General features: G+C 69.9%; 11 protein-coding genes. 7 read left to right on the top strand and 4 right to left on the bottom strand.

Features of this window, described 5'->3' with window-relative positions; all coding sequences use genetic code 11:
• Positions 1-43: 43 nt before the first annotated feature.
• Positions 44-1663, bottom strand: coding sequence for an acyl-CoA synthetase (locus OU416_RS31860; RefSeq protein ID WP_270930767.1), 1620 nt, complete (start codon positions 1661-1663; stop codon positions 44-46).
• Positions 1664-1808: 145 nt separating this feature from the next.
• On the opposite strand from OU416_RS31860, the gene OU416_RS31855 reads away from it, so the two are divergent.
• Entirely contained in the window at positions 1809-2603 is a 795-nt protein-coding gene (locus OU416_RS31855) for a crotonase/enoyl-CoA hydratase family protein (protein ID WP_270930766.1), read from the top strand.
• A 309-nt stretch (positions 2604-2912) separates the two neighbouring features.
• Here OU416_RS31855 and OU416_RS31850 read toward each other — a convergent pair whose 3' ends face one another.
• Positions 2913-4463 carry an acyl-CoA synthetase gene (locus OU416_RS31850; RefSeq protein ID WP_270930765.1) on the bottom strand — a complete coding sequence of 517 codons (1551 nt, stop codon included), beginning with the start codon at positions 4461-4463 and terminating at the stop codon, positions 2913-2915.
• Positions 4464-4734: 271 nt separating this feature from the next.
• Positions 4735-5781, bottom strand: a complete 1047-nt coding sequence (locus tag OU416_RS31845) for an LLM class F420-dependent oxidoreductase (RefSeq protein ID WP_270930764.1) — start codon at positions 5779-5781, stop codon at positions 4735-4737.
• 49 nt (positions 5782-5830) lie between these two features.
• Here OU416_RS31845 and OU416_RS31840 point away from each other — a divergent pair, with 49 nt between their 5' ends.
• The 6 genes from OU416_RS31840 (at position 5831) to OU416_RS31815 (ending at position 11619) form a co-directional block, all read left to right on the top strand.
• The gene (locus OU416_RS31840; protein ID WP_372907130.1) at positions 5831-6826 is read left to right on the top strand and encodes a Zn-ribbon domain-containing OB-fold protein; all 996 of its coding nucleotides are present in this window, start codon (positions 5831-5833) and stop codon (positions 6824-6826) included.
• 126 nt (positions 6827-6952) lie between these two features.
• Complete coding sequence (locus OU416_RS31835; RefSeq protein WP_270930762.1) at positions 6953-8002, top strand: thiolase domain-containing protein; 1050 nt, start codon at positions 6953-6955, stop codon at positions 8000-8002.
• Complete coding sequence (locus OU416_RS31830; protein WP_270930761.1) at positions 8002-9156, top strand: thiolase domain-containing protein; 1155 nt, start codon at positions 8002-8004, stop codon at positions 9154-9156. Before OU416_RS31835 ends, OU416_RS31830 begins: the two co-directional genes overlap by 1 nt.
• Positions 9157-9158: 2 nt before the next feature.
• Positions 9159-10028, top strand: a complete 870-nt coding sequence (locus OU416_RS31825; protein ID WP_270930760.1) for a TIGR03619 family F420-dependent LLM class oxidoreductase — start codon at positions 9159-9161, stop codon at positions 10026-10028.
• Between the two features lie 70 nt (positions 10029-10098).
• Complete coding sequence (locus tag OU416_RS31820; protein ID WP_270930759.1) at positions 10099-10542, top strand: nuclear transport factor 2 family protein; 444 nt, start codon at positions 10099-10101, stop codon at positions 10540-10542.
• A gap of 156 nt (positions 10543-10698) precedes the next feature.
• Positions 10699-11619, top strand: coding sequence for a hypothetical protein (locus tag OU416_RS31815; protein WP_270930758.1), 921 nt, complete (start codon positions 10699-10701; stop codon positions 11617-11619).
• A 56-nt stretch (positions 11620-11675) separates the two neighbouring features.
• Here OU416_RS31815 and OU416_RS31810 read toward each other — a convergent pair whose 3' ends face one another.
• Positions 11676-12902 (bottom strand): cytochrome P450, encoded by a 1227-nt coding sequence (locus OU416_RS31810; RefSeq protein WP_270930757.1) that lies wholly within the window; start codon positions 12900-12902, stop codon positions 11676-11678.
• Positions 12903-13040: the final 138 nt, after the last annotated feature.

Raw genomic sequence — 13040 nt, 5'->3', positions numbered from 1 at the left:
TCCGCGGAAATCGGACGTGCGATCTCAACGGAGGTCGCGGGACCTACTGAGCCGCGCGCTTGGGCTCGCGCACCTCGGCGGGCGGGTGCGCTTCGGTGTGCTGCTTCGCCCAGGTGTAGTCGGGTTTCCCGCTGGGCGAGCGGGTGATCTCGTCGACCAGCCAGAGGCTGCGCGGCACCTTGTAGCCGGCGATCGACTCCCGGACGTGCGCGTCGAGGTCGGCCAGCCGGGGATCCGCACCGGACCTCGGCTGCACCACGGCCGCGACGCGCTGGCCCAGCCGCTCGTCCGGAACCCCGACGACCAGCACGTCGAAGACGTCCGGGTGGGACTTCAGCGCGGCCTCCACCTCCTCCGGGAAGACCTTCTCCCCGCCGGTGTTGATGGACACCGAGCCGCGGCCCAGCATGGTCACCGTGCCGTCGTCCTCGATCCGGGCGTAGTCGCCGGGCACCACGTAGCGCGTGCCGTCGATCTCGACGAACACCTTCCGCGACTTCTCCTCGTCCTTGTAGTAGCCGAGCGGCACGTGCCCGCGGCGCGCCAGCCACCCCACCTCGCCGGGTTCGGCGAAGGTGTTGTCGTCGCGGATGACGGTGGTGGAGGCGTCGGCGTTGACCCGCGGGCCGCCGGACTGCCCGCTGTCGCGGGAGACCACGCCGATGCCGCTGAACCCGGTCTCGGAGGAGCCGATGGAATCGGTGATCACCACGTTCGGCAGCTCGTCGAGGTACTGGCACTGCACCGCGGGCGAGAACAGCGCCGCGCTGCTGGAGATGGCCAGCAGCGAGGACGCGTCGTAGCCGCCGTCGCGGTAGGCCTCGATGAGCGGCCGGGCCATCGCGTCGCCGACGATCGCCAGCACGTTGACCTTCTCGCGCTCGATCGCCCGCCACACCTCGTGCGCGTCGAACTGCGGCACGAAGACCACGGAGCTGCACGCGAAGAGGTTGCCGAAGCTGGCCCACTGCGCGGCCCCGTGGATGAACGGGGCCGCGGGAAGCCGCACCAGACCGCCGCTCTCAGCACCGGCGCGGGCCTGCTGCCACTCGTCGCCCAGCACCTCACCGGTCATGAAGTCGATGCCGCCGCCCAGCACCCGCCAGACGTCCTCGTGCCGCCACATCACGCCTTTCGGCATGCCGGTGGTGCCACCGGTGTAGAGCAGGTACAGGTCGTCGGAGCTGCGCAACTCGAAGTCCCGCTCACCGGAATGGCCGGACAGCGCGGATTCGTACTCGGTCCCGTCGTGGTCGAGGTCCGTTCCGTCCTCGATCACCAGGACCTCGCGCAGTCCCGGGAAGTCCGGGCGGATCTGCGCGACGTTGTCGCTGTAGCGGCGCTCGTGCACCAGCGCCGCCAGGTCGGCGTTGTCGAAGATGTACCGCAGTTCCGCAGGCACGTAGCGGAAGTTGATGTTGATCGGTACGGCGCGGATCTTGTAGGCCGCCAGCATGGCTTCCAGGGCCTCGATCCCGTTTCGGGAGTAGATCCCGATGTGCGAGCCCCGCCCGAGTCCACGAGCGGTGTAGTGGTGCGCCAGCTGGTTGACCCGCCGGTCCAGCTGCCCGAAGGTGAGCCGTCGCTCGCCGCAGATCACGGCGGCGCGATCTGGCGTCAGATCGACGGCGTGCTCGAAAAGATCTGCGATGTTGTACGCCACCCTGAAGAAAGTAGAACGTGTTATCGTCCCGGGCAAGAACCCGTTCGAGCCCAACCGGAATTCACCGCCGATGCCGGGCTCCTTGGACGATCCAGATCCGCTTTCCCCTTGACAGCAAGGCCATCCGCCGAGTGGAGGGTTTTCCATGACGTCGAGCACCGAAGCACCCCACTGCCTGGTCGAGCGCCGCGGGCCGGTGCTCGTGGTGACGATGAACCGCCCCGAGGCGCGAAATGCGCTGTCCGGCCCGATGTTGCAGATCATGCGCGAAGCGTGGGACGAAGTGGACCGCGACGACGAGATCCGCGCCTGCGTCCTGACCGGTGCGGGCGGCGCGTTCTGCGCGGGCGCGGACCTCAAGGCGATGACGCAGTCCCACCCCGGCGACACCACCCGCGGCATGGACATGTCGGTGATCGAGCCGCTGCTCAAGGGCCGCAGGCTGACCAAACCGCTGATCGCGGCGGTGGAGGGCCCGGCGATCGCGGGCGGCACCGAGATCCTGCAGGCCACCGACATCCGGGTGGCGGGCGAGAGCGCCCGCTTCGGCGTCTCCGAAGCCCGCTGGGGCCTGTTCCCCCTCGGCGGCTCGGCCGTCCGGCTACCGCGCCAGATCCCCTACACCGTCGCCGCGGACATCCTGCTGACCGGCAGGCACATCCGCGCCGCGGAGGCCAAGGACATCGGCTTGATCGGCCACGTCGTCCCCGACGGCCAAGCCCTCGCCAAAGCCCTCGAACTGGCGAACCTCATCGCCGCCAACGGCCCGCTGGCCGTCCGAGCGATCCTCCGCACCATCCGCGAAACAGAAGGCATGCCGGAAAACGATGCGTTCAAAGTGGACGCCCACCACGGCATGCAGGTCTTCACCAGCGAGGACGCCAAAGAAGGCCCCAGAGCCTTCGCCGAGAAGCGCACCCCCACCTTCCGCTCCCGCTGATTTCCCCCGGTGAAGGGCACCTTTTAGCAAGTATCTTGCCCAAAGGTGCCCTTCACCGTCCCCCCCAAACGGGTTACGGGGCCAGGTGAAGGGCACCCTCCACCAATTTAGCTGGCGAAAGGTGCCCTTCACCCACCACCCGTTCGAGAACGAAGCCGCGCGGCGCGGTATGAGTTTTCCGCGTGAAGGGCACCTTTCGCCGAGTAAGTTGGTCAAAGGCGCCCTTCACCTGCTCCCCGAACGAGTGGCGATCACCGGTGAAGGGCACCTTTAGGCAAGTTAGTTGCTAAAAGGTGCCCTTCACCGCGCTCAGATCGCGCGTTCGCGGTCGGCCCAGTAGGGGGCGCGGAGCTTGCGCTTGTAGAGCTTGCCGTTGGGATCCCTGGGGAGTTCGTCGATGAAGTCGATGGTGCGGGGTGTTTTGAACTTCGCCAGGCGGTCTCGGGCGTAGGCGAGGAGTTCGGCCGCCAGGTCGTCGCCGGGCGCGGTGCCTTCGGCGGGTTGCACGACGGCCTTGACCTCCTCGCCCCAGTCCGCGTTCGGGACGCCGAACACCGCCACGTCGGCGACCTTCGGGTGCACCGACAGGGCGTTCTCGATCTCCGCCGGGTAGATGTTCACGCCACCGGAGATGATCATGTCGCTCTTGCGGTCGCACAGGTACAGGTAGCCGTCGGAGTCGAGGTAGCCGACGTCGCCGAGGGTGAACAGGTCGCCGACGCGCGCCTGCTCGGTCTTGCGGGAATCGCGGTGGTACTCGAAGGTCGAGCTGCCCATCCGCATGTACACCGTGCCGATCTCGCCGGGCGGCAGCTCCGCGCCGTCGTCGCCGAGCACCTTGACCGTCGAGCCCGGCCACGGCCTGCCCACCGATCCCGGCTTCCGCAGCCACTCCTCGGCGCCGATCGCGGTGCCACCGCCTTCGGTCGCCGCGTAGTACTCGACCACCACCGGGCCCCACCACTCCAGCATCGCCCGCTTGACCTCCAGCGGGCACGGCGCGGCACCGTGGATCGCCGCGCGCATCGAGGAGACGTCGTAGCGCTGCCGGACCTCGGGCGGCAGCGCCAGGAGCCGGTGGAACTGGGTGGGCACCATGTGCGTGTGCGTCACCCGGTGCCGCTCGATCAGCCGGAGCATCTCGGCCGGTTCCCAACGGTCCATCAGCACCGCGGTGTGCCCCAGCTGGATGGCGTGGGTGACGAAGTTGAGCACCGCCGTGTGGTAGAGCGGCGAGCCGCACAGGTGCACGTGCCCGTCGAAGGGTTCGAGCCCGAAGATGCCGAAGAACCAGGTCGCGGCGGCGGGCACCACGTCGGGATCGGCACCGGTCAGCGGCCGCCGGACGCCCTTGGGGCGACCGGTGGTCCCGGAGGTGTAGAGCATCGGCGAGCCCGCGGTGCGCACGTCCGGCCGCTTCGCCGGTTCCTGCGCGCCGAGCTGCGACAGCTGCTGGAACCCGGGGACCTCGCCCACGGCGAAGCGCGCCGAGGCCGGCAGCCCGCTGCGCGCGGCGGCGTCGGAGGCGGCATCGGCGAACCGCTCATGAGCGATGAATGCCTTCGCGCCGCTGTCCTCGATCAGGTAGGCGACCTCGGGGCCCACCAGGTGCCAGTTCACCGTCACCGCGTACAGGCCGCACTGCAGCGCGGCGAAGTAGGCGGCCAGCAGGTCCGGGCCGTTCGGCAGCATCAGCACCACGCTGTCGCCGACGTCGAGCCCCATGCTCTGCAACCCGCGGCCGTAGCGGTCCGCCGCGGCGGCGAGCTCGGCGTAGCCGATCGAACTGCCGTCGGGGGCGATCACGGCGGTGCGGTCCGGTTCTTGCTCTGCGATCTTCCACAGCCCGATCTCGGACACGGCGGACTCCTGTCAACGTCGACGGGGGAATCGGAAAGCTCCCGCGAATCTAGAACCTGTTCCACCACATCGGCAAGGCCTGGCCGCGATCGCCGTTCTGTCCACCGAGGACAGAGGACATCAGCCCGCTCCCGCCGGGACCGTCACCTCGCCCGAGTGCGGGGCCGTCCGATTCACGCTCCGTTTCCGCTGCTCAGAACCCGTGAGCGGTTTGTGGGGCTATAGCACCCCAAAACACTCACGGTCACCACCGCGACGTAGCCTCCGGACCTCACCCGCCGGTCAGATCAAGGGCCTTTGCGACGCTCCGGATGTGGTCGGCGGAGCGGCAGCCGACCAGCAGCGTGTCCACCCCGGACTTCTCCCACTCCGCCACGCGCGCCCGCACCGCCGCCGCGTCGCCGATGATCGCTACGTCGTCGACCATCTCGTCCGGCACCGCGGCCACCGCCTCCTCGCGCCTGCCCTCGCCGAACAGCCGCAGCACGTCGTCCACGACCTCGTCGTAGCCCATCCGGCGGAAGAGCTCGGCGTGGAAGTTCATGCCCGGCGCGCCCATCCCGCCGATGTAGAGCGCGAGCGAGGGCTTCAGCTTCGCCCGCTCGGCGGCCGCGTCGTCGGTCACCACCACCTGGCAGCTGGCGGCGACCTCGAAGTCCGCGCGACCGCGCCGCGCTCCCGGCCGGGCGAAGCCCTCCCCCAGCCAGTCCTCGTACATCCCGGCCACGCGCGGCGAGTAGTACACCGCGATCCACCCGTCCGCGATCTCGGCCGTCTGCGCCACGTTGCGCGGGCCTTCGGCACCCAGCCAGATCGGCAGGTCGGAGCGCAGCGGGTGGGTGATCGGGCGCAGCGGCTTGCCCAGCCCGATCGATCCCGGCCCGTCGTAGGGCAGCCGGTAGTGCGCCCCGTCGTTGCGCACCGGCGCCTCGCGGGCCAGCACCTGCCGCACGATCGAGACGTATTCCCGAGTCCGCGCAAGGGGTTTCGCGAACGGCGTGCCGTACCAGCCCTCCACCACCTGCGGCCCGGACACTCCGAGCCCGAGCACGCAGCGGCCGCCCGAGAGGTGGTCCAGCGTCAGCGCGTGCATCGCGCACGACGCCGGGGTGCGCGCGGCGACCTGCGCCACCGAGGTGCCCAGCCGCACCCGGCTGGTCCGCGAACCCCACCAGGCCAGCGGCGTGAAGGCGTCCGACCCCCAGGATTCCGCGGCGAACACCGAGTCGAACCCGGCGCTCTCGGCACCGAGAACGAGTTCCTCCGCGTTCGGCGGCGGCGCCGCTCCCCAGTAGCCGAGCTGAAGTCCGATCCTCATCAGCGATCCTCCTCGTCCCGACGGATCCACCGACGCCCATCCTGCCCGCATGTTGCCCCAAAATCGAGAACATGTTTCACTGCGAATCGTGACTGGGCTCTCCGAACCACTCAGCGCACCGCTCGAAGTCGGCTTCGACTACACCCGCTCCCTCGGACCGGTCCACCGCCGGTTCGCCACCGAACTGCGCGGCCGCCGCATCGTCGGCGTGCGCGGCAGCGACGGCCGGGTCCACGTGCCACCGGTCGAGTACGACCCGGACACCGCCGCCGCGCTCGACGAGTTCGTCCCGGTCGGCACTCGGGGCACCGTGCTGAGCTGGTCGTGGATGCCGAAACCACTGGAAGGCCAGCCGCTGGCGCACCCGTTCGCCTGGGCGCTGGTGCTGCTCGACGGCGCGGACACTCCGATGCTGCACGCGCTGGACACCGGCTCGCCCGGTGCCGTGCGCACCGGCATGCGGGTGCAGGTCCGGTGGTCCGCCGAGCTGGGCAACGGGATCCGCGACATCGCCTGCTTCGAGCCGGTCGGCGGCTCCTCCGCCGCGCCGCTGGCCGATCCCGAACCGGTCGCCATGATCACCTCGCCGGTGCACCTGCACTACCAGCACTCGGCGTCCCCGGAGGAGAGCCGCTACCTGCGCGGGCTCGCCGAGGGACGGTTGCTGGGCCAGCGCTGCCCGGAGTGCCGGAAGGTCTACCTCCCGCCGCGCGGCGCCTGCCCCACCGACGGCGTGCCCACCGTGGAGGAGGTGGAGCTGCCCGACACCGGCATCGTGACCACCTTCTGCATCGTCAACGTGCCGTTCCTGGGCCAGCGCATCCCACCGCCGTACGTGTCGGCCTACGTCCTGCTCGACGGCGCCGACATCGCCTTCCTGCACCTGGTGCTGGGCTGCGACGCGGCGGAGGTGCGGATGGGCATGCGGGTGCGCGCGGAGTGGAAACCCCGCGAGGAGTGGGGCTACACGCTGCAGAACATCGACCACTTCCGCCCCACCGGCGAGCCGGACGCCCCCTTCGAGACCTACGCCCAACACCTCTAGCCGGGCCGGACCGCGTCAATTTCGCGAGAAATTGACGTTCACCCGGGTGATGGTCAATTTCTCGCGAAATTGACGCACCGCCCCGGAGCGGTCCGCTGCGACAACCGAAACGCCGAGGAGTGCACCGTGGCAGACGTAGCGGTCGTCGGGTTCGCGCAAGCACCGAACGTGCGCGCCACCCACGGCACCACCAACGGGGTCGAGATGCTGGTCCCGATCTTCCGGGAGGTGCTCGACAGCACCGGATTGCGCACCGAGGACATCGGGTTCTGGTGCTCTGGCTCGTCGGACTACCTGGCGGGGCGGGCGTTCTCGTTCATCGCCGCGGTGGACGCCATCGGAGCCTTCCCGCCGATCAACGAGTCCCACGTGGAGATGGACGCCGCGTGGGCGCTCTACGAGGCCTGGGTGAAGATCCGCACCGGCGAGGTCGACACCGCGCTGGTCTACGGCTTCGGCAAGTCCTCGGCCGGTGACCTGCGCCGGACCCTCGCCCTGCAGCTCGACCCGTACACCGCGGCTCCGCTGTGGCCGGACTCGGTGAGCATCGCCGGGCTTCAGGCCCGCCTCGGCCTGGACTCAGGCGCGTGGACCGAGCAGGACATGGCCGAGGTCGCCGCCCGCAGCCGCGCATCCGCCGGACCCGGCGCCCAGATCTCGGGCCAGGTGGACGCAGCTGACCTGCTCGCCGAGCCGTACCTCGCCGACCCGCTGCGCAAGCACGACTGCGCCCCGATCACCGACGGAGCCGCCGTGGTCGTGCTCGCCAGCGCCGACCGGGCGCGCGAACTGCACGAGCGCCCGGCGTGGATCACCGGCCTGGAGCACCGGATCGAATCCGGCAGCATCGGCGCCCGCGACCTGCTCCGATCGCCGTCGACCACCGCCGCGGCCGAGGCCGCCGGGGCCGGCGACGTCGAGGTGGCCGAGCTGCACGCACCGTTCACCCACCAGGAGATCGTGCTGCGCCGGGCGATCGGGCTCGGCGAGGACGTGGCGATCAACCCCTCGGGAGGGCCGCTGTGCGGCAACCCGATGTTCGCCGCCGGGCTGGCGCGCATCGGCGAAGCCGCCTCCCGCGTGATGTCCGGTGCGGCGCAGCGGGTGCTGGCGCACGCCACCAGCGGGCCCGCGCTGCAGCAGAACCTGGTCTGCGTGATGGAGGGAAGGTCCTGATGGGCAAGCGGTTGGCGGCGGTCATCGGGACCGGCCAGACGCACCACACCAGCAAGCGCCTCGACGTCTCGATCGCCGGGCTGTGCCGGGAGGCCGCCGAACGCGCGCTGGCCGACGCCGGGCTGGACTGGCCGGACGTCGACGCCGTCGTCGTCGGCAAGGCCCCCGACCTGTTCGAAGGCGTCATGATGCCCGAGCTCCACTTGGCGGATGCCCTGGGCGCGACGGGAAAGCCGATGATCCGGGTGCACACCGCCGGATCGGTCGGCGGCTCGACGGCCAACGTCGCGGCCAGCCTGGTGCAGGGCGGCGTGCACCGGCGGGTGCTGGCGGTGGCCTTCGAGAAGCAGTCGGAGTCCAACGCGATGTGGGCGCTGTCGATCCTGCCGCCGTTCAGCATGCCGGTCGGCGCGGGCGCGGGCGGCTACTTCGCACCGCACGTGCGCTCCTACATCCGCCGCTCCGGCGCGCCCGAGCACATCGGCGCGATGGTCGCGGTGAAGGACCGCCGCAACGGCGCGCGGAACCCGTACGCGCACCTCAAGCAGCCCGATATCACGCTGGAATCGGTGCTGGCCTCGCAGGTGCTGTGGGACCCGATCCGCTACGACGAGACCTGCCCGTCCTCCGACGGCGCGTGCGCGGTGGTCATCGGCGACGAGAGCTCGGCAGGTGGTTCCGCGGCCTGGATCCACGCGACCGCGATGCGCACCGAGCCGACCACCTTCGCCGGGCGCGACCAGGTGAACCCGCAGGCCGGCCGGGACGCCGCGGCGGCGCTGTGGCGGGAGGCGGGCATCACCGATCCGCTGTCCGAAGTGGACGCCGCCGAGATCTACGTGCCGTTCTCCTGGTTCGAGCCGATGTGGCTGGAGAACCTCGGCTTCGCAGCCGAGGGCCAGGGCTGGAAGATCACCGAATCCGGCGACACCGCGCTGGACGGGCGGCTGCCGGTGAACCCCTCCGGCGGCGTGCTCTCCTCCAACCCGATCGGCGCTTCCGGCATGCTGCGCTTCGCCGAGGCCGCGATGCAGGTCACCGGCAAGGCGGGCGAGCACCAGGTGGACGGTGCGCGCACCGCGCTGGGCCACGCCTACGGCGGTGGCTCCCAGTACTTCTCGATGTGGGTGGTCGGCACCCGGAAACCGGGGTAACGATGAAGTTCACGCTTTCAGTGGCGATGAGCCCGCTGGACCAGCTCGCCGGGCTGGCCCGCACCGCGGAGGAGTGCGGCTTCGCCGCCATCGCCCTGCCCGACTCGCTGTTCTACTCCGAACAGGTCTCCGCGGCCTATCCCTACACACCGGACGGCTCGCGGATGTGGAACGCCGAAACACCGTGGGCGGACCCGCTGATCGCCGCCGCGGCGATGGGCGCGGTCACCTCGCGGCTGCGCTTCTACACCTCGGTGCTCAAGCTCGGGCCGCGCAACCCGGTGCTGCTGGCTCGGCAGCTGGCATCGGTCGCGGTGCTCACGGGCGACCGCTTCGGGCTGGGCATCGGGCTCGGCTGGGCGCCGGAGGAGTTCGAGTGGTGCGGCGCGCCGTACGCCAAGCGCGGTGCGCGCGTGGACGAGGCCATCGAGGTGCTGCGGCTGATCCTCGGCGGCGGGATGGTCGAGCACCACGGCGAGTTCTTCGACTTCGACCGCCTGCAGATGAGCCCGGCGCCGACCGCGCCGGTGCCGATCTACATCGGTGGGCACACCGAGCCCGCGCTGCGGCGAGCGGCCCGGATCGGCGACGGCTGGGCCTCGGCGATGATGACGCTGGAGGAGCTGCGCACCACCATCGACCGGCTCGCCGAGCTGCGCGCCGAGCACGGCCGCTCCGAGGCGCCGTTCGAGATCCAGGCGGTGTGCGTGGACCGCTTCGGCGCGTCCGGCTACCGCGAGCAGGCCGAGATCGGCGTGACGGACGCGATCGTGGTCCCGTGGCTGTTCGACGGGCACGGCTTCGACGCCGAGCTGAGCGCCAAGCAGGACTCCATCCGCAAGTTCGCCGACGAAGTCATCGGCCAGATCTGATCGCCCCAGGGGAACAGCGCTCACCTCGTTCGATGAGCGCCGAACCACCGCACCGGACTCGGAGGAAACCATGGTCGATGGCGTGCACTGGTCCGCCAGCGCGGAGCCGCACCCGGCGCGCGACGCGGCGCTGAAGTCGATGAGCGCGGTGACCCGCGGCGAGAAGGACGAGTGGGTGGCGCTGTTCGCCCCGGACGGCTTCGTGGAGGACCCGGTCGGGCCGTCGGTCTTCGACCCGGAGGGCCGCGGGCACCACGGCCACGAGGGCATCGCGGCGTTCTGGGACCTGGCGATCGCCCAGGCCGAGCGCATCGAGTTCCACATCCAGGACTCGTTCGCAGCGGGCAGCGAGGTCGCCAACACCGGCCACATCACGACGTTCCTCCCGGACGGCAGCACGATGGACGCCGAAGGCGTCTTCGTCTACCACGTCGACGAATCAGGCCTGATCCGCTCCATGCGAGCCTTCTGGGAGTTCGACCGGGCGATGAAGACCCTCCGCACGGCGGAGTAGCCCGACGCGAACGGGGGCGCCTTTCCGCGGAAGGCGCCCTCGCGGAGTGCGGTTCTGAGCTACCGCCGGTGCAGGATTCGCTACCTTGGGGCAGATCTTGCGGGAGGCGTGATGGCGGGACGAGGTCGCGGGGGTATCCGGCCTGCGGTGCACGCGTTGGGCACTGCGGTGGTCTCCTCGGCATGCGCCGCGGCGATCAACGTGGCGACCGGCGATCCTGCGGCGGTGTGGGCGTGGTCAGCGGTGGGGGTTCTCACGGTGACCAGCGGCTTGTGGAGCTGGCAGCTCAGCCGCGGCGTGGAGCGCGAGACGCCGCCGGCTGCGGTCGAGGAACAGGGGCCGCGCTCCGCCGCTACGACCGATCCCCGCCCGCGCCCTCCTGCTCAGCCCGGCTCCTTCCGGATCTCTTGGAGCGGCGAAGAGCCGCTGTCCGAGTACGCGTCCAGACCGCACGTCTGGCGCTTCTGGCTGGGCGCGGTGTCGTCCTCGGCAGTACTGCTCGCGGTCTACGTCGGCATCTACTTGCCGCTCGGACTCGCTGCCGAGGACTCGTTCTGGTACGAGGTTGCCGTAATCCTCGGCGGCTTCTCGTCCGCGGCGGTCTTCTTCCTCGCCTTGGGCGGGCTCCTCAACACGGCTTCGGTCGTGCGTCACCGCTTCACCCCGAAAACCTGGTCCGGATGGGATGTGAGCGTGGGGCCGTCCGGCATCGTGACCAGCAGTGCCGCTGCCCGGTTCGAGTTCTCGTGGAACCAGATCGACCGGGTCAAGATCGAGAAGGTCGATGCCGTGGCCGGATACGCCTACACCGGTCTCTACGTCGACCCGGTGCGCGGAGCCAGGTTGCCCCCGATGCTCCGCCCGGCAGGGTGGCCGTACCGGGACAGCAAACCCCCGGCACGACGTGTCAGGGGCCGGACCCTCGTCTGCGTCCTCGGGCCGATGACAGAACGACAGCGGGTACAGCTCATGGAAGCCCTCGCGAGTCACGGCGGCGAACGGTGGTTTCCGTTCCTCCTCAGTTTCGCGACCCCTCCGATCGACACCGCCGAGCGGACGATCGACCGACTGCCGTGAAACGTGCCCGACCGTCGTGAGCGGCGGCAGGCGAGCACCGCCGCTCACAGCGGAGGTCAGCTGTACTGGACCTGGACTTCCTTGATGCCGTTGAGCCAGCCGGAGCGGAGGCGGCGGGGGTCGCCGATGCGCTTGATGTCCGGCATGTGGTCGGCGATGGCGTTGAAGATCAGGTCGATCTCCAGGCGGGCCAGGTTCGCGCCGAGGCAGAAGTGCGCGCCGGTGCCGCCGAACCCGACGTGCGGGTTGGGGTCGCGGGTGATGTCGAAGCGCTCCGGCCCGTCGAAGACCTCCGGGTCGAAGTTCGCCGAGCTGTAGAACAGCCCGACCCGCTGGCCCTTCTTGATCTGCACCCCGCCGAGCTCGGTGTCGGTCAGGGCGGTGCGCTGGAACGAGACCACCGGAGTCGACCAGCGGACGATCTCGTCGGCGGCCGTCTTCGGCCGCTCCCGCTTGTACAGCTCCCACTGGTCCGGGTTGTCCATGAAGGCCAGCATGCCGTGGGTGATCGCGTTGCGGGTGGTCTCGTTGCCCGCCACCGCCAGCAGGATCGCGAAGAAGCCGAACTCGTCCGAGGTCAGCGCGCTGCCGTCGACGTCGGCGTGCACGAGCTTGGTCACGATGTCGTCCATCGGGCAGCCGCGCCGCTCCTCGGCCATGTTGCTGAAGTAGCCGAGGATCTCGGCCGCGGCGACGTCCGGCTGCACGCCGTACTCGGGGTCGTCGTAGCCGATCATCTGGTTGGACCAGTCGAAGATCTCCTTGCGGTGCTCCTGGGGCACGCCGAGCAGTTCGGCGATCGCCTGCAGGGGCAGCTCGCACGCCACGTCGGTGACGAAGTCGCCGCTGCCGTTCTCGCGGGCCTCGGCGACGATGCGCCGCGCGCGGTCCTGCAGCGTCGCTTCGAGGGTCTTGATGGCACGCGGGGTGAACCCGCGCTGCACGATCTGGCGCAGCTTGGTGTGCTGCGGCGGATCCATGTTGATCATGATGAACCGCTGCAGCTCGATCTGCTCGCGGGTCATGCTGTCGTTGAACCGGATGATCGCGGTGTTCTCCCTGGTCGAGAACACGTCGGAACGCCGGGAGACCTCCTTGACGTCAGCGTGCTTGCTGACCACCCAGAAACCACCGTCGTCGAAGCCGCCGCACCGGTCCGGCTGCTCGTTCCACCACACCGGAGCGGTGCTGCGGAGCTCGGCGAACTCGGCCAGCGGTAGCCGTTCGGCGAGCAGATCGGGATCGGTGAAGTCGAAGCCCTCCGGAATGCGCGGTACCGCCACGGCTACCTCCTACGCGGGAATCCGATCAAGAAATGAAACGAGTTCTACGCTAGAGAGAAGCACATTCCGCAGGTTCAGTAAACCCCTGTAACTCAGCCCGAATCGAGCAAGGTTCGGGATTCCCGAGCAAGTCCGCTC

The organism is Saccharopolyspora indica (assembly GCF_027853965.1).
GTDB lineage: Bacteria > Actinomycetota > Actinomycetes > Mycobacteriales > Pseudonocardiaceae > Saccharopolyspora > Saccharopolyspora indica.
Note: the sequence above shows the minus strand (reverse complement) of the source record. Positions and strands in the feature narration are given on the sequence as shown.

What these genes read in the sequence shown, in the direction of transcription:
- OU416_RS31855 (WP_270930766.1), top strand. Translation starts at nt 1,809, where the DNA reads ATGACGTCGAGCACCGAAGCACCCCACTGCCTGGTCGAGCGCCGCGGG.
- OU416_RS31845 (WP_270930764.1), bottom strand. Translation starts at nt 5,781, where the DNA reads ATGAGGATCGGACTTCAGCTCGGCTACTGGGGAGCGGCGCCGCCGCCG.
- OU416_RS31840 (WP_372907130.1), top strand. Translation starts at nt 5,831, where the DNA reads ATGTTGCCCCAAAATCGAGAACATGTTTCACTGCGAATCGTGACTGGG.
- OU416_RS31830 (WP_270930761.1), top strand. Translation starts at nt 8,002, where the DNA reads ATGGGCAAGCGGTTGGCGGCGGTCATCGGGACCGGCCAGACGCACCAC.
- OU416_RS31825 (WP_270930760.1), top strand. Translation starts at nt 9,159, where the DNA reads ATGAAGTTCACGCTTTCAGTGGCGATGAGCCCGCTGGACCAGCTCGCC.
- OU416_RS31820 (WP_270930759.1), top strand. Translation starts at nt 10,099, where the DNA reads ATGGTCGATGGCGTGCACTGGTCCGCCAGCGCGGAGCCGCACCCGGCG.